15 protein-coding genes and 1 tRNA gene are annotated in these 16259 nt (G+C 37.0%); 9 read left to right on the top strand and 7 right to left on the bottom strand.

Features of this window, described 5'->3' with window-relative positions:
- Window positions 1–16 precede the first annotated feature (16 nt).
- Genes EWU23_RS04940 through EWU23_RS04950 form a run of 3 tightly spaced genes read left to right on the top strand, consistent with a single transcriptional unit; the run spans window position 17 to window position 3646 of the window.
- Window positions 17–1576 (top strand): heparinase II/III family protein, encoded by a 1560-nt coding sequence (locus tag EWU23_RS04940; RefSeq protein WP_166229459.1) that lies wholly within the window; start codon window positions 17–19, stop codon window positions 1574–1576.
- Between the two features lie 4 nt (window positions 1577–1580).
- Window positions 1581–2762 carry a glycosyltransferase family 4 protein gene (locus EWU23_RS04945; protein WP_166229461.1) on the top strand — a complete coding sequence of 394 codons (1182 nt, stop codon included), beginning with the start codon at window positions 1581–1583 and terminating at the stop codon, window positions 2760–2762.
- On the top strand, window positions 2759–3646 hold the full coding sequence (locus EWU23_RS04950; protein WP_166229463.1) for an NAD-dependent epimerase/dehydratase family protein: 888 nt from the start codon (window positions 2759–2761) through the stop codon (window positions 3644–3646). The genes EWU23_RS04945 and EWU23_RS04950 overlap by 4 nt, the downstream gene beginning before the upstream one ends.
- Window positions 3647–3782: 136 nt before the next feature.
- Here the strand turns inward: EWU23_RS04950 and EWU23_RS04955 are convergent, their stop codons facing one another.
- From EWU23_RS04955 to EWU23_RS04970, 4 genes are all read right to left on the bottom strand, one after another.
- On the bottom strand, window positions 3783–4709 hold the full coding sequence (locus tag EWU23_RS04955) for a HipA domain-containing protein (RefSeq protein WP_317164293.1): 927 nt from the start codon (window positions 4707–4709) through the stop codon (window positions 3783–3785).
- Window positions 4710–4735: 26 nt separating this feature from the next.
- Entirely contained in the window at window positions 4736–5068 is a 333-nt protein-coding gene (locus EWU23_RS04960; protein ID WP_166229467.1) for a HipA N-terminal domain-containing protein, read from the bottom strand.
- 1 nt (window position 5069) lies between these two features.
- Window positions 5070–5282 (bottom strand): helix-turn-helix transcriptional regulator, encoded by a 213-nt coding sequence (locus EWU23_RS04965; RefSeq protein ID WP_166229469.1) that lies wholly within the window; start codon window positions 5280–5282, stop codon window positions 5070–5072.
- A 759-nt stretch (window positions 5283–6041) separates the two neighbouring features.
- Complete coding sequence (locus EWU23_RS04970) at window positions 6042–7421, bottom strand: capsule assembly Wzi family protein (RefSeq protein WP_166229471.1); 1380 nt, start codon at window positions 7419–7421, stop codon at window positions 6042–6044.
- Window positions 7422–7742: 321 nt separating this feature from the next.
- On the opposite strand from EWU23_RS04970, the gene EWU23_RS04975 reads away from it, so the two are divergent.
- The 4 genes from EWU23_RS04975 to EWU23_RS04990 are packed head-to-tail and all read left to right on the top strand — an operon-like array spanning window position 7743 to window position 11454.
- A complete protein-coding gene (locus EWU23_RS04975) occupies window positions 7743–7973 on the top strand; it encodes an acyl carrier protein (protein WP_166229473.1) in 231 nt (76 codons plus the stop codon).
- Window positions 7952–9139, top strand: coding sequence for a cytochrome P450 (locus EWU23_RS04980; protein WP_166229475.1), 1188 nt, complete (start codon window positions 7952–7954; stop codon window positions 9137–9139). The genes EWU23_RS04975 and EWU23_RS04980 overlap by 22 nt, the downstream gene beginning before the upstream one ends.
- A gap of 1 nt (window position 9140) precedes the next feature.
- On the top strand, window positions 9141–10511 hold the full coding sequence (locus EWU23_RS04985) for an MBOAT family O-acyltransferase (RefSeq protein ID WP_166229477.1): 1371 nt from the start codon (window positions 9141–9143) through the stop codon (window positions 10509–10511).
- Window position 10512: 1 nt separating this feature from the next.
- Window positions 10513–11454, top strand: coding sequence for a hypothetical protein (locus EWU23_RS04990; RefSeq protein WP_166229479.1), 942 nt, complete (start codon window positions 10513–10515; stop codon window positions 11452–11454).
- A 6-nt stretch (window positions 11455–11460) separates the two neighbouring features.
- On the opposite strand, the gene EWU23_RS04995 is transcribed toward EWU23_RS04990, so the two are convergent.
- The 3 genes from EWU23_RS04995 to lptB form a co-directional block, all read right to left on the bottom strand.
- Window positions 11461–12870, bottom strand: coding sequence for a capsule assembly Wzi family protein (locus EWU23_RS04995; protein WP_166229481.1), 1410 nt, complete (start codon window positions 12868–12870; stop codon window positions 11461–11463).
- An 86-nt stretch (window positions 12871–12956) separates the two neighbouring features.
- Window positions 12957–14084, bottom strand: coding sequence for a trans-sulfuration enzyme family protein (locus EWU23_RS05000; RefSeq protein WP_166229483.1), 1128 nt, complete (start codon window positions 14082–14084; stop codon window positions 12957–12959).
- A 51-nt stretch (window positions 14085–14135) separates the two neighbouring features.
- Window positions 14136–14867 (bottom strand): LPS export ABC transporter ATP-binding protein, encoded by a 732-nt coding sequence (gene lptB / locus EWU23_RS05005; protein WP_166229485.1) that lies wholly within the window; start codon window positions 14865–14867, stop codon window positions 14136–14138.
- A 139-nt stretch (window positions 14868–15006) separates the two neighbouring features.
- Between lptB and EWU23_RS05010 the strand changes: the two genes are divergently transcribed.
- Window positions 15007–15079, top strand: a tRNA-Phe gene (locus EWU23_RS05010).
- Between the two features lie 229 nt (window positions 15080–15308).
- The gene (locus EWU23_RS05015) at window positions 15309–16256 is read left to right on the top strand and encodes a TIM barrel protein (RefSeq protein ID WP_235942150.1); all 948 of its coding nucleotides are present in this window, start codon (window positions 15309–15311) and stop codon (window positions 16254–16256) included.
- The last annotated feature ends 3 nt before the right edge of the window (window positions 16257–16259 follow it).

The raw sequence follows: 16259 nt of genomic DNA on the forward strand, positions 1-16259 counted from the left end.
TCGGTTTATTCATTTTTTGCCTCGTAGTATTCGAGAAATTTCTGCTTATCCCAATATCCATAATGAAACGTCCTATCAAGGATTTATTGATAAAAAATCAAGTACAGAAGATTTAGATCGTTTTATCTTTTTATCGGAGACAAACTGTTTGTCTTCCATTGGCTGGGATCATCCTCAGGTGTCTAAATTATGGCGTTATAACCTGCATTATTTTGATTTTATCAATAGTTCTCTTCCGGCAGGTGCAGCTAGGGAGTTACAAGAACTTGATTTGATTCACAGATGGATTGATGAAAACCCTTTTGGGAAAGGTACAGCTTGGGAGCCCTATCCAACTTCCTTGAGAATCATCAATTGGATTAAATGGCATTGGCGAACAAAATCGTTGACAGATAAAGCGATTATCAGTCTTTGGAATCAAGTACGGTATTTAGGAGATAGACCCGAGTATCATCTTTTAGGAAATCACTTATTCATCAATGCCAAGGCATTGATATTTTCTGGGGTATTTTTTGAAGGCTCTGAGGCGCAGCAATATTTGAAACAAGGTTTAGGAATTATTAAAGATGAATTGAATGAGCAGTTTTTAGAAGACGGAGCCCATTTTGAATTAAGCCCCATGTATCATGCTCTGGGAATCGAGGATTTATTAGATCTTTATAAAATTTGTCAATCACACATTCCAACCTTCCCTAAGGAAGAGGTAGCTCAAAAAATCCAATTAGGTTTAGCTTGGTTAAAGCACATGTCCTATTCCAATGGAGAATTAGCCCATTTTAATGATTGTGCCAATGAAATAGCCCCAAGTTTACATCTACTAGATGAACTTGCCTTTGGTTTGGGATTGAGTAGCAGTGAAAATGGTCCCCACTCCAGTTCTGTGCTATTGAAGGATTCTGGCTTTTTTGTTTCAGAGCAAGATGGCTTCAAATTAATTGCCGACGTAGGAGAAATTGGGCCGAGTTATTTACCTGGACATGCACATGCCGATACTCTTTCTTTTGAATTAGCCCTTCAGGGGGAACGAGTTATTGTGAATTCTGGCACGTCTATGTACGGATTGAGTGCGGAAAGGCTAAGGCAAAGAAGTACCAGCGCTCATTCAACCGTAGAAATTAATGGAGAAAATTCCTCGGAAGTTTGGTCTGGCTTTCGAGTGGCAAGAAGAGCTCAACCTTTTGATTTGAGCTGGAGTCAAGAAGGAGCTGATTTTACCTTGTCTTGTTCACATACGGGATATCAAAGGCTTTCTGCTGATATCATTCATCGAAGAACTTGGACTAAGCAAAAACAAAGTTTGACGATTAAAGATCAGGTTTTTGGGGAAATTAAACGTGCGAAATCTAGGTATTTCCTTCATCCCGAAATTACGGTTAAGGAAGAAGGAGAAGTCCTTTATTTAGATAAACATGGAAAAATTTTGGCCACCTTATTTGCTTCAGATGGTCAAAAAGGAATACCCATCAAGCAGGTAAAATCAACATATCATCCTACATTTGGAATGTCTATTCCTAGCATTTGTCTTGAAATGGAAATGACAGAGACACAAGTATTAATTTTGAATATAGCCTTTTAAGCCCTTGAAAAGAATAATTTATTTAACGTTTTATTTTGAACCGGATCTATGTGCGGGCTCATTCAGGAATAGTCCTTTGGCAAAGGTATTGGCAGAAAAGGTAAAGGGTGATTGTATTGTGGAGGTTTATACCACGATGCCCAACCGATATGATACCTACCATGCAGAAGCCAGTGCTTATGAAGAGCGAGGTAATTTAATCATCCATCGAATAGCTTTACCAGCCCATGAAAGTGGCATGATGGATCAAATAAAATCATTTTATACCTATTTTAGGGAAGTTATCCGCTTGAATAAGGGGAAAAAGGCAGATTTGGTTTTTGCCTCCTCAAGTAGACTTTTTACGGCATTTTTAGGCTACATCTTATCTGTAAAATATAAAAAACCACTTTATCTGGATATTAGGGACATATTTGTGGACACGATTAGTGATGTCATCAAATCTCCCTTCATTAAATTTTTCATGTTACCTGTATTAAAGTTGATAGAACATCAAACCTTTTCGAAAGCGGTGCATATCAATTTAATTAGTGGAGGTTTTAAGTCTTATTTTCATCCATTTAAAGGCGTTCAATTTTCTGAATTCACCAATGGAATTGACGATGAATTTTTACAAGTGGTATCAAAACCCCAAAGGCTTCGTCATGAGACTAACACCGTGAAAACCATTGTTTATGCGGGGAATATAGGAGAAGGGCAAGGTTTGCATAAAATTATACCGCAAGCAGCTGAGAAATTGGGGATTGGGTATCAATTTATCCTCATTGGAGATGGAGGTGCAAAGGGCAAATTATTGTTGGAATTGGAAAAAAGGCAAGTGACCAATGTAGAAATAAGAAAGCCCATTCAAAGGAATCTATTAATTGAAGAATACCAAAAGGCTGATTATTTATTCCTTCATTTGAATGATTTAGAGGCCTTTAAAAAAGTATTACCTAGTAAAATATTTGAGTTGGCCACTTTCCCTAGTCCTATGATTGCAGGAGTTTCTGGATATGCTAAAGAGTTCATAGAGAGGGAAATAAGTCATTCATTTGTTTTCTCCCCCTGTGATGCTGAAGAAATGGTACAAGGGATTAAAGAATATCCTGTTGGGCAAGAAATTGACCGGAAGGAATTTTTCAATAAGTTTAAAAGAGATCATATCAATCACGCCATGGCGGATTCCATCATTCAATATTTGTGAGAATATTTATTACAGGCGCATTCGGATTTGTCGGAAAGAATGTCATGGAAAGCTTTAAGCTTACCTATGAGTTCAACATTTTTGACCGGGAGAATTTAGCTATTGAATCTGATGTTGTCCTTCATTTGGCAGGAAAGGCACATGATCTTAAAAATGTCAGTGACCCCAGTGAATACTATGCTATCAATACGGAATTGACGAAGCAGGTTTTTGATGCATTTTTAAAGTCAAGAGCATCAACTTTTATCTTCATAAGTTCGGTTAAAGCGTCTGCTGATCAAGTAAAGGGAAAATTAAAAGAAGATGATTTTCCGAATCCAATGACGCACTATGGAAAAAGTAAGCTTTTGGCGGAAGAATACATCCAAAGCCAGTCTATTCCTCTAGGGAAGAGAGTTTACATTTTACGACCATGTATGATACATGGGCCAGGTAATAAGGGTAATTTGAATTTGTTATATGAGGTAGTTCGTCGTGGAATTCCTTGGCCTTTAGGGGCATTTAGTAATCTCCGTTCTTTTTGCAGTATAGACAATCTATTATTTGTCATGAAAGAATTAATTAGCAGAACTGATATTCCATCAGGCGTATATCAAGTGGCAGATGATGAGGTACTTTCTACGAATGAATTGATACAATTAATGGCTCAATCTGTAGGGAAGAAGGCATCTATTTGGAATGTACCGAAGGGATTTATTATAGGAATTGCCCGTTTGGGAGATTGGGCTCATTTGCCTTTAAATACAGAAAGGTTGAGTAAATTAACGGAGAGTTATGTGGTGAGTAACGATAAAATAACCCAGGTGATGGGAAAAAAAATGCCACTGGGTTCTCGTGAGGGGATCTTAAAAACCCTATCCTCTTTTTTACAATCATCAAAGTAGCTTAGAATCAATGCCAATTCGACATGGTTAGGAAAAATGTTTGGCTGGAATATAGTTAATGGGATCGTGTCAGTATCCCCGAAACCAACATTGTTTTTCTCCTTATACACTTTTCTAGATGTGGCCTTAAATATTTTTAAGATGGTGCCAATTGTTTAAACCGATCTATTCTGTCACTAATTATTGCTTTGTATTGTTCTTTAAATTCATCACTTAAAAAGCTTTTATCAATCAGCTCAACCCATTTCGGCAATGCTTTAATCATTTTATTGAAAATGTTATGTTGTTGTTTTTCGTCTAAATATTGGGTTTTCATTGCAGCTACAAAATCTTGCTTCTTTATTTTCGTCTTTTTACCGTTGAGATTCAAAGCTAATTCTTCATTATCTGCAGGATTTACTAAAGTGGTATTTACCAAATCGTAGGCAGGGGAAAGTGTTATCCCCAAGCCTGCTTGTTCCAACAATGAGAAATTCTTTAAATGCATATCAGCATTACCCGTGATAAACGAAAAGAGGACCAATTCAAAAAAATTGACAACATCTAACCCTGGTGTACTAGAATATTTCAAAATTGTTTTAGCAATTTGCTCGTAACTACCATGGTATTTGTCTTCGGTCATTCGTTCTGTTAACTGACACAGATCTTCCATAGCTAGCTTTCTTTTATCTATTCGATCTATTCGCTTGGTTATATATGCTAAGTTGCCAGATTGTAATCGAATTAGGCTATGAGGAGCTGTTTTGATTTTAACAATACTGGCTAAGTGCATGGTTAAATCTTCTACTTCGGGAAGTTGTGGATATAAAGAAGTGGGAGGTTTTAATATATAACCTCCCCATAAACCGACTATGGTAAATCGCCTTTCTGTGCCTTCTTTTGAATTTCCAGTTATGTGTAAGGACAGTTTTGCTTGCACTCCAGTGATTGCTGTTTGACTTTGAATGACCTCTTCTGCTAGACGTTCTACATCGTCCTCCGAATATGCTAATATTGGTGGTGTTGTCTGTCCAAATATCTTTTTAGAACAAACTGCGTGAAAATCTTGTTCGTTGCTAGTCAAACTTTGGTAACAAAATAGACATTTTCTCATGACTTATTTTCCTCTTTAAATTCTTCTATACTAACCGATCCAATACAATCTTTACAGCATACTAGGAGTAAGCCCATTCTGTCTCTTGGATTTAACTTCCAGTTTTTTTTAGCAATATCCAGAAGCCAGCCTTCTGGTATTAGGCCATCAAAAAATGGGAACAAAACATTTGAGGTATATGTGCTTTCACTTAAAGGCAATGTTAAACTTACAGGTCGAGCATTAGGCTTTTTTGCATATGTTGAATCGTATGCAAAATGATATCCATTGTCGTCTTGTGTAAGCCAGCCAGCTACCTGATTCTCTATTTTTATGGTTGCTTTTCGCATTCTATTTAGTATTTTGTTTTAAAGTCCTAGGTACTGGACCTACCTCATAGCCAAAGAGTTGTAACACTTGGTTGACCTTGTCTAATCGTAAACTTTGTTTTCCTTGTTCTAACTCACGTACAAAGCGAAGTCCTACACCTGCCTTTTCTGCTAACTCTGGTTGGGTCAAGTTTGCCGATTTTCTCTTTTCTTTTACAAAACGTATTAAGTTCATTTTTTATACCCTTTATGGTGTAAATGTAATCATATTTTATTTATTATACCCTTTAGGGTGCATTCTATGTTTTATATTAATAATATACCCTAAAGGGTGTAATTGTAATTGTAATTTTAAATGTAATTATTATACCTGATAAGGTATAATAAATCAAGACAATAGTGTATTAATTATTTCTAAAAGATATAGAATACGTGTAAGAGAAGCCAGTTTGAAATTCAGTGACAAGAAAAATAGAAGTTATTGTATGAAACTGCATAAAATTACTAATTGTGTCGGGGAGGAAATAAATAAAGAGAATGGCTACACTTCAAAAATCAATTTATAATAAACAATATTCCAGAAGACTGTTGCAGAGGATGGTTATGGTTATTTGCGTTCAGCAATTAAGTTTTTTGTTGAGCACGAATTATTTTAGGGTACCGTTAAGTGGTATTAAAAGAATGTTGTATTAAGGAGTTTTATAAAAGCTGACGGTTCGTTTCTTGATACTCACACGGATAAATTAAAAGTAGTTTTTGAAAGGTGCTGCTCATTTATCAGAGGTCATAATAATCAAACTAAAATTCATAATGCACCAAACTTGAAGGCTTAAAATTGGACTTCTTAGAATTCAAAAATAGTACAAATCTATTTTAATCATAAATGGTGATTTTACTTCATTACTAGATATAAATTTGGAGCGAAATTTCGTGTGCATTCAACATTAACCACTTGATTACCATCACAAATATGCTGATATATTAGTGAGGTCTACTAGAATAGCCAATATTTTAGCCCTAAGCTTCCACCGAGTGTATTCTTCACTCGACTACCTTCATCATATCCGAATTGAAGGCTTAAACTACATTGTTCATTCACTATTTTTTGGAAGGAAATCATACCTGAAAATTGAGATATAAAATCGCTATCAATTAATCGTGGTGCTAGATGGTTTCTAGGACTTGCGTAGAAAGTTTGGGAAATTCTAGTTTTCCAGAAAAATGTATCACTTATTCGGCCTGAGATACCACAGTAATAAGATTTAACAGCATTTAAGGTAAATTCCAATCCTCCAGCACTTTGACTTTCTTTATCTATGATAATTAATGGAGTTCCGATTCCCTTACCCCCATATTGCCAAGCGCCTCTTCCATTATTAAAATAAGATTCAATTTCTGATTGATGAGGATCTTTGATTTTGAAAAATGTAGCCAATCCGGAGACATAATTGCCTTGGTTGGCTGTATACAGATATTCAAAGGTGATATTATCGATGATACCTCCCGTTTTGTTTTTAATAGAAAGGCCTGTTAATCCGTCATTAATTTGGGTTAGGGCAAAGCCCCTACCTGTTTCATAAGCGGATTGTTTATACAGCAATATTTCTCCCCATTCGGGTTGAATTTTGATGGCTAGATCGAATGAGCCTAAATGATTACCAAATTGATTACCTAAATCATCGTAAGTGGCAGTAGAATCAGTGGTCACTAGTTCACGATCTTTTAAAACAGTGACGACATAAAAATAGGTATTTAATTTGCTTGGGTAATAATCAGACTCCCCACCTGTTTTTACTTTTGCTTCTCCTCCCCACATGACTTGATGGTTGATACCTGCAAATACATTGATGAAGCTATCAGGTTTTCCAAATCGACCATAGAGGCTTTTTTGATGTAAAAACCCCTGTATGGTTGGGCCTTGATTATCCATCCATGCATGCGAAAATGTCATGTGCAAACCCAGCCAGCCTTTGGCAAGATTCATATAATCCCTAGTTCCAATTTGTATTTTAGGAATGGGAACAGCATTCCCAGACCAAGCATAGAAGCCCCCCGTTAAGGAGGAATCACCTAGTCCATACATTTCCTTTCTTCTACCAGCCCAAAGCTCCCATTTCCCTCTTCTTCCACTGACAAAGGCTTGTGTTAACCAAAAATCATTGAATTTGCCTCCCCAGCCTGTAGCTTCTACTTCATACTTCCAATCGTATTTCTTTTTTATTTGGTAGTTTTTCCCAGTCCAAGCTTTTAAAATGGCACCTGGATTTTCAATAGGCACTTGACCGTATTGTAAACTGCGCATCCAAAAAGGAGTTGTTCCAGAATCAGAAGTTAAAAATTGAACTTCGACTTTAGCATGTAAAGACGTATCCATTTGACCTATTATATGGGAATTGAGGAACAGCTGAATTCCAATAAACAGTAAAATGCTAACTAGAGAAAATGTTTTGTTTCTTGATTGGAACATGAGGTATTTTGTCCAAATTTGAGTTAAATTAAATCAATAATACCTTGAAAGACAAAGTTTAAAAGTTCTTCTTATTAAATGGTATAAATTATATAATGAAAAGCAAAAAGAATCAATTTTACATTAAATGAAGTATTGGTTTATAAATGAGATAACAGAATTATAGGCAACATGAATTTATTGCCTAGTATAACGTAAATTTGTCATTCATTTTCATGGGATATATTAATGAATTATAAGCATTGGTTGATTGCACAAATAGCCTCAGAGGCATCTATTTCGGAAAAGGAGGTTGATTGCGATGTCTCATTTGAGCATTTTAATCTAGATTCTTTAGCCATTGTATCTATTTCTTTTGAAATGGAAAGTGAATTCCAATTGGAAAATGTCGATCCTTCCTTATTTTCGGAGTATAATACAATAAACAAGCTCTGTGTATGGTTGGAGAGTCAACAGTAAAATGGAATCCATTTGCTCCTGATTATTTTCATGACCCTTATCCTATTTATGCTAAAAGTAGAGAGCATAATCCTATTCAAAGGGATAGTTATGGGAACATAATTATATTTAAATACCGAGATGTTGCTCCATTATTAGAGTCTGGGGACTTTGAAGTAAGTAATTTGGAGGCATATTTTGAGTCAAAGGAAAATTATATATTTAAAAATAGTCCCCAATGTCCATTTCTAGCTAAGACTACCAGTAAATGGCTCATGTATTTAAATGGCGACATTCATCGAAAGCTGAGGATTGCTTTGGGCAAGGTATTATTTAGCTATGATTTTGATCGTTTAATTCAAGAGGCAGTACAAGATAGTATAGCGCATTTTCAAGATTATCAGGAATTAGATTTAGTGGATTTTTCTAAATACTTCATCTTTCATATTCTCAAGCAATTTATTGGATTAAAGGATTTTGCTAGTTTTGAAAAGGTCGTTGAATTCTCCAATCTAGCAGCAAGAAGTCAGGATATATTTGTATCCAAACAAATGTATTTGAAAATCAATGACTGTTTTACATGGGGGAAAGGGCTTTTTGCTGAGACTGGTTTTAAAGACAGGTTGGTTAAAGAATTAGATGGATTCGAATTTGAAGAAGAGGATTACTACTCCATTTTAGCTGTGACTCTGATGGCATTTTTTGAGACTTCCAAGGATAATTTGTCATTTTCATTACATCATATTTTGTTAAAACGGAGCTTGATAGAATATATATTGGAAGCTGATGCCAAACAAATCAAGTGGATAACGGAGGAGCTTATACGTTATAATTCACCACTTCAATTTACCGTTAGAATTAGTAAAAAAGAAGTTGAGATTGATGGTCATCATTTTCCAACAGGTACTCGATTTGTCTTAGGAATTGCCAGTGCCAATCGAGATGAGGAAATATTTGAATCGCCGGAAGAAATTATTCCTAATAGACAGATTAATCCGCATTTGGCCTTCGGATCTGGCCCACATACTTGTCTTGGAGCCTTAATTGCTAGGAAAGAAATGGAATTTGGTCTTAAACCCATGATCCAGTTTCTTCAAAAATTCTCAATAATGACTGAGATCCCACTGGTTTGGGGCAACCAAATTTTTATGAGGACATTAGATAAAGCCATGGTTAATATTGACTAATATGGCTCAAATTGGACTATTTTCTAGTATTGCCTTCATACTAGTAACCATTAGCTTCAGTTTCATTTTTAGGAAACAGGCATGGAAAGCCCTTTTAATAGGCTCTGTTCTAACGCTTGGTTTTTTCATGCCGCTAACCTTGGTTCTTTTCTTGATAGGAAGTGGCATCACCTACTTAATTGGCAATAAAATTCAATCCTCTTTTCCTTGGATAGGTATGGGTATAGGCTTTTTAATCGGGGCTTTGATTGCGTATAAACTAAGAGAATCTTGGATTAACCACATCAGTTTACCCTTGGAGAATTTTTGGGAGAAGCCTGATATTTGGCAAGTAATGGGCCTAAGTTTTTTTGTTTTCAATGCCATAAGTTATTTGATGGATATTAAACGGGGGTTTGTGTCGCCTGCTGAATCATTTTTAAAATTGACCTTGTATTTAATCTATTTTCCCACCTTACATGCTGGCCCTTTACATCGATTTAAATATTTGAATAGCCAGTTTGAGCAAGCCAAAATCACAGAAAAATCATTTAATCATGGGATGAGGCTGATATTATGGGGTTTGTTCAAAAATTTTGTTTTGGCTCAGCGATTAAATCAACTTTTAATCTCTTTAAAAGGAAGTGAAATAGCAGGGTGGTGGACCTTGTTAATAGGGTTCGTATTCTTCTTCTACATTTACTTTAGTTTTAGTTCATTTATAGATTTTTTTCAAGGGGTATCTGAAATTTTCAATATTCGACTAAAAGATAATTTCCAGAAGAGAATTTATTTTTCCACGAATCGACATGAGTTCTGGAAAGGTTGGCATATCACCTTAAATGAATGGTTTCGAGACTATTTTTTTTATTGGCAAATCAAGTTCAAGTTCTGGCGAAATAAACCTTATCTTCTTTTATTATTGACCTATATGTTGATTGGCTTATGGCATGGAATTAGTTGGCAATACCTTTTATGGGGATTATTAAATGGAGCTTGGATTCTCTTGGAGAAAGTTTGGAGTGTACATAAAATTAGACAGGATGGGATATTGAAGCAATGCTTGGGCATATTTTATCAGATCTTTGGATGCTCATTCATAGCACTTGTATTTATTTATCCTTCTCTTGGGGATTTATGGGATAAAATTCATGTAACATCTTACTTTCCACATGAAATATGGTTAATTCAACGACGGAATATATTCGTTGTTTTTATGATGTTCTTACTGGTTGATTTTTATCATCTCTGGTCTAAAGAAGAACGAATCGATGTATTTTTAGAAAGAATTTCTCCTTGGAAAAGACGCTTAATTTATGTTCAACTAGTGCTAAGTCTTTTTATTTTTGGGGACTTTAGTGGGGGTCTTAATAATTATTATTTAGCCTTTTGAGATGAGATTAGCACTGAAACTTCTTTTTTGGTTAATCTTATTGAGTGCTTTTGTGACCGCCGTTGATTGGCATGAAAAGGTATCTGGAACGAATAAATGGGAAGACTTGAAATCTCAATTGGCCGCTCAAAAAGATACATCTAATTCCATGTTCTTTTTAGGGTCTAGTAGGATTCAAAGAAGCGTTAATCCACAAGTGTTAGCGCAAGCTTTACCCAATTGGAGGATGTATAATTTAGGTTTAATTGGAAACAGTTTAGCCCAGAATCTTTTTATAGCAGAGTATTTAAAAACTTTGCCGGGTAACAAGGTGGTTTTTATTGAGTTGACTTCTTTTATTCCAAATTTTCCAGACTCATTTAAGCAAGCGGGAGAACAGTTAAAAATCCCCCATTTCCCTAGTGCATATTTTTCATTTGTAGGGAAGGAAGAACATCAGAATAAGGATATTACTTATTTAGAGAATATGGAGGTCCAATTCTGGGAAAGATTAATTCAATGTCAAAATTTATTAAAGAGCGTTATTTATCAAAATGATTTTAATGGATATGAGGAAATAGGTTTTTCATCCACGAATAGACATGATGTGTTTTCTACCAATTCTTTTTTAACAACAGAGGATTTACATTATTTAGCCCACGGTCCTGTGGATAAAATCATGCATGATAGGGTAAATCAAGCCTTGAAAAAACAAGTGCCCCAAGCTTTCAAAATAGTATTTTTACTTCCGGTAACTTCCCCAGAAAAACTTGATTTCAAACGAAAAATTCCAACCTTCAATAAGATTGCTGGAGATTCAAAGTGGGTATACGATGAGCAATTTTTGCGAGAAATGGCTAATTCAGCTAATTTGGAAAATAGAAATCACATGAACAGTCGAGGTGCTTATATTTATTCTCAAGGTTTAATAAAATACATTAAAGCCAACGAAAAGAACTGGTAATAGACTTTATTGTAAACGATACTTCATTCCTATCATTCCTCCCACTGTATTTTTGATTCGATCGCCTTGGTCTACCGCAATTTGAACACTAAGTCCTAGTTTTTTATTGACTTGTTTTTGTAGATTCAGCGAAGCCGAAAATTGCTTTAAATAATTTTCAGGATTATTGGCTGGGATCACGGGATAATCATACAAGGTGGAAGAGAGCCTAGCCATCCAATGAATTTGCTGGGGCATTGTACCTCGAATACCCAAATACATGGACCTTACCGCGTTATAGGCAAAGGATAGACCACCGCCTTGTTGGCTTTCCTTGTCCATGATAATCATAGGAGTTCCTAATCCTCGACCTTGGTAAATCCAACCATCACGCCCACGCACATTCAAATAATTCACGATATTGGGATAATCATGGTCCTGTTTATTCAATAAGCTACCTAAAAATGTTTGGTTTGTTCCTTGGTTTCCCGTGTACAGGTATTCCAAACTTATTCCTTCTATGATGTTAGTCTCTTTAAAAGTAAAGGAAAGGCCCGTCAATCCATCATTTATAGTGTTTAGAGACCAAATACGATCAGATTCATAGGGGTTTTGTCGGTAAAGAAGGATAGCCACTTGGTCGTTTTGGTAACGAAGACCCATGTCCAAACTCCCCAAGTGATTGCCGTATTTATTATTCTCGTCGTCATCGGGTAAGATACCTTCTCCGGCTCCTAGGAGAACTTTAGTAAAGGCGTTGAAATCAGAGGGGTACACATCATAATAACCTCCTTTAGAGTCTCGTCTGCTTCCTCCCCACTGTACTTGGTGGTTAAATCCTAAGAATAGATTGAAGCTCGAAATAGGTTGACCTAAACGGAGATAGAGGGATTTTTGGTGTAAATAGGAGTTTGCGATGGCGCCTTGATTATCGAACCAGCCATGGGCCAATTGGAAATTAATCCCTAGCCAATCATGTAGTACATTCACATAATTCCGAGTACCTACATGAACTTTAGGCAAGGGTAGGGCATTTCCTGACCAAATAAAAAATCCTGCCGTCATGGTGGTGTCTCCTAAGCCAATGACCTCTCTTTTGGCACCTCCCCATATTTCAAAGGCCCCCTTTTTTAGTCCAAGGTACACTTCTGATAATAAAAATTTGGAATCTTTCCCTAGCCATCCTGTTCCTTCAACCTGGTACGTCCAATCAACATCTTTTTTAGGATTGTACCATTTACCTGTTTTTACACGGATTATTCCCGTTGGATTTTCTACGGGAACAGTACCATATTGTAAACTTCTGGTCCAGAAGGGATTGGTGCCATTGGAAGAGCCAACTGCCATGACATCCACTGATGTATGCCTTAAGGTATCTTTGGCTAAAGGAGGACTAGAAAGGCCAATAAAAGAACTAAGTAGTAAAGAAAGAAGCATGTATAGAACTGATTTGTATAGATTGAAATTAGGAGAATCTATACGGTTAATTTACTAATATGCTCGAATAAACGAACATCTTCCTTTTATAATTTATTTAACGCAGCGTTTAAGTCGTCCCATAAATCGTCGACATGCTCTAGTCCAACGGACAGGCGCAATAAATTTCCAGGAGTATTACTTTGGGGGCCTTCGATGGATTTACGGTGTTCAATTAAACTTTCCACCCCACCTAAACTAGTGGCCTGTTGGAATAAAGTTAAGGTAGAAGCGAACTTTTGGGTGGCATTTTCTGAAGCTTTTAGTTGAATGGCAATCATGCCACTTTGTCCGAATGGCATTTGCTTCAAGGCTAAGTCGTGTTGAGGGTGACTGGGAAGTCCCGGGTAATGAACTTTTTCCACAGCAGGATGACTCTCTAGTTTTTCTGCCAAAATGGCGGCATTCTTGCTATGTTCTTTCATCCTCAAAGGTAGTGTTTTTAGACCACGAGCAAGCAGGTAACAATCCAGTGGATTGGGCGTAGCACCCATTAAAATCTGAACTCGCTGGATTCTTTGTGCCCATTCATCATTTTCTTTGAGAATGACTGCACCACCTAATATGTCAGAATGTCCGCCAATGTACTTGGTGGTCGCATGCATTACGATATCGGCTCCAAGGGCAATTGGGTTCTGTAAAATGGGGCTAGCCAAGGTATTGTCAACTCCTACTTTAATACCTGAATTTCGGGCAATTTGGCAGATTCCGGCTATATCGCTTACACTTAGCATCGGATTCGCAGGAGACTCTATCCAAATCAATTTAGTGTTGGGTTGAATAGCGTTTTTTACCGCATCTACATCCGTCATATCCACTTGGGACACTTGTAAACCCCAAGGACCTAATATTTCTTCAGCTAATTTATAACTAGCATAGTATCCAACAGAGGGCATGAGTAGATGATCTCCTGATTTTAGGCATTGAAAAACAGCATTGACTGCAGCTAAACCAGATCCCAAGGCAAATGCCTTAGCACCACCTTCTAAAGCGGCCAGAGCTTTTTCTAATACATCTCTATTGGGGCTTGAATTTCTAGCATACATGTGCCCTTTAGGGTAGGAGCCGTCTTCTGAACGCTCAAAAGTGGTACTTAGAAAGATGGGAGCAGCAATAGACGCTGCAGTTTCATCTTTTAGGTTCGTACTATGTATGGCTAGTGTTTCTTTTTTCATGTCAAGACAACTGAAATTCTACATTCTTCATTCAAAATCCCTACTAACTACTTAGTGTTTCTTTCTTAATTCGAAATTCTTACCTAAATACAATCGACGAACCTGTTCATCATCGGCTAATTCTTGGGGAGTGCCTGCTTTAAGGATTTTACCCTCAAACAATAAATAGGCGCGATCCGTAATGGAAAGAGTTTCATCTACATTATGATCCGTAATTAGGATACCTATGTTGCGGTATTTTAATTTGGCCACGATACTTTGAATTTCTTCCACGGCAATCGGGTCAACACCCGCAAAAGGTTCATCTAACAAGATAAACTTGGGGTCTACAGCCAAGGCCCTAGCTATTTCAGTTCGCCTGCGTTCTCCACCTGATAGTACTTGACCTAAGCTTTTTCGAACATGAGTTAAAGAAAATTCTTCCAAGAGTAATTCTGTTTTCTCTTTTTGTTCTGCTTTGGTCAATGTTGTCATTTCTAGCACGGCCAAAATATTTTCTTCTACAGTAAGCGTTCTGAATACAGATGCTTCTTGGGCTAAATACCCTATTCCTAATCTAGCCCGCTTGTACATGGGGAGGTGTGTGACATCTAGATCATCTAACCAAACCTTTCCCTCATTAGGCTTTACTAGGCCTGTAGCAATGTAAAAAGAGGTTGTTTTTCCTGCACCATTAGGTCCGAGAAGTCCAACAATTTCTCCTTGGGCAACCTGATAGCTAATGTGGTCATTGACCAAACGTTGGCCATACTTTTTTACCAGATTTTCTGTTCTTAGGATCATATTTCAAAAATAGGGAAAAGAGTTGGGGTCAGCAAGTAGAATGCTCATTCCAAGCTTTTTCCATTTTTTTTATTTGCTGGATTGCCATTTTTAAAAAATATTCCTACTTTTGCATTCCCGAAAGCATTCGGGCAATTGAGGTGGAGTAGCTCAGTTGGTAGAGCATCGGACTGAAAATCCGTGTGTCCCCGGTTCGAGTCCGGGCTCTACCACTTCAATTTTAGAAAGACCCTGACGAAAGTTAGGGTCTTTTTTTTTATCCAATATTAGGCTAGATTTGTTAATCTTTGTCAAGATTTGCGGCAGGACTTTTGTCTGGATTTTTGTCTAGATTTGTCAACTTTTCAAAAGTTGACAAATCTAAGCCAAATCTAAGTCAAATGAATCAATTTTGACCACAATTGATATAAGTAAACTGATTTTAACCTAGCTTAATAACCTATGAAAATGAGTCGTCGGGATTTATTGAAAGCATCGGGCACTACTGCCGGTATGGCGCTTGTTCCTCAGCTTTCTCCAGCCCAAAATACCCCATCCAAAAACACGTTCCGATTGAGTTTGAACCTGAGTACCATCATGGGGCAAAACTTAGGGTTTATAAAAGAATTAGAAGTGGCATCTCAAGCCGGTTTCAGATCTGTTGAAATTTGGATGCCAACCTTAGAAAAATATATAGCTTCAGGAGGGACCATAGCCGATGCCAAGAAACGCATCGCGGATTTAGGTTTAACGATTGAAAATGCCATTGGCTTTGCTCAATGGATTGTGGATGATAATACAACGCGTAGTAAGGGTATCGAGCAATTAAAACGTGAAATGGGTTTATTGGCGGAACTAGGCTGTAAGCGTACTGCTGCTCCTCCCATGGGGGCCACGACTGAGCCAGGTTTGAATTTAAAAGCTGCCGCAGAGCGCTACAGAACGATTTTGGAATTAGGAGAACAAATGAATGTTATTCCTCAATTGGAGATGTGGGGCCATTCTAAAAATTTGCATCGTGTGGCTGACGTGCTTTTTGTTGCGGCCGAAAGTGGACATGCCAAGGCACGTTTATTACTCGATGTATTCCATATTTATAAGGGTGGTTCTAGCCACGAAAGTCTTCATTTGGTAGGAGAAAATTCCATCGATATTTTTCATATCAACGATTATGTTACTAGTATCAAGCCGGATCAAATAAAAGACGCTGATCGAATTTATGCTGGTGATGGAGAAGCTCCCATTGATAAAATCGTGCATGCTTTAAAACCTAGTGCTCAACCCGTCGTGCTTTCCTTAGAATTATTCAATAAGCAATTGTATGCTCAAGACCCTTTGGTCGTAGCTAAAACAGGCTTAGAAAAGATGAAAGCTGTGGTTAAACGAGTAAATGCCCAATATAAAGTATAGTCA

Origin of the sequence: Aquirufa beregesia (assembly GCF_011090385.1) — a bacterium.
Classification (GTDB): domain Bacteria; phylum Bacteroidota; class Bacteroidia; order Cytophagales; family Spirosomataceae; genus Aquirufa; species Aquirufa beregesia.

Excerpts from the sequence above, each read along its gene's own strand:
- EWU23_RS04960 (WP_166229467.1), bottom strand. The coding sequence starts at position 5,068 with ATGCGAAAAGCAACCATAAAAATAGAGAATCAGGTAGCTGGCTGGCTT.
- EWU23_RS05015 (WP_235942150.1), top strand. The coding sequence starts at position 15,309 with ATGAAAATGAGTCGTCGGGATTTATTGAAAGCATCGGGCACTACTGCC.
- lptB (WP_166229485.1), bottom strand. The coding sequence starts at position 14,867 with ATGATCCTAAGAACAGAAAATCTGGTAAAAAAGTATGGCCAACGTTTG.
- EWU23_RS04980 (WP_166229475.1), top strand. The coding sequence starts at position 7,952 with ATGGTTGGAGAGTCAACAGTAAAATGGAATCCATTTGCTCCTGATTAT.
- EWU23_RS04990 (WP_166229479.1), top strand. The coding sequence starts at position 10,513 with ATGAGATTAGCACTGAAACTTCTTTTTTGGTTAATCTTATTGAGTGCT.
- EWU23_RS05000 (WP_166229483.1), bottom strand. The coding sequence starts at position 14,084 with ATGAAAAAAGAAACACTAGCCATACATAGTACGAACCTAAAAGATGAA.
- EWU23_RS04995 (WP_166229481.1), bottom strand. The coding sequence starts at position 12,870 with ATGCTTCTTTCTTTACTACTTAGTTCTTTTATTGGCCTTTCTAGTCCT.
- EWU23_RS04985 (WP_166229477.1), top strand. The coding sequence starts at position 9,141 with ATGGCTCAAATTGGACTATTTTCTAGTATTGCCTTCATACTAGTAACC.
- EWU23_RS04975 (WP_166229473.1), top strand. The coding sequence starts at position 7,743 with ATGAATTATAAGCATTGGTTGATTGCACAAATAGCCTCAGAGGCATCT.
- EWU23_RS04970 (WP_166229471.1), bottom strand. The coding sequence starts at position 7,421 with ATGGATACGTCTTTACATGCTAAAGTCGAAGTTCAATTTTTAACTTCT.
- EWU23_RS04965 (WP_166229469.1), bottom strand. The coding sequence starts at position 5,282 with ATGAACTTAATACGTTTTGTAAAAGAAAAGAGAAAATCGGCAAACTTG.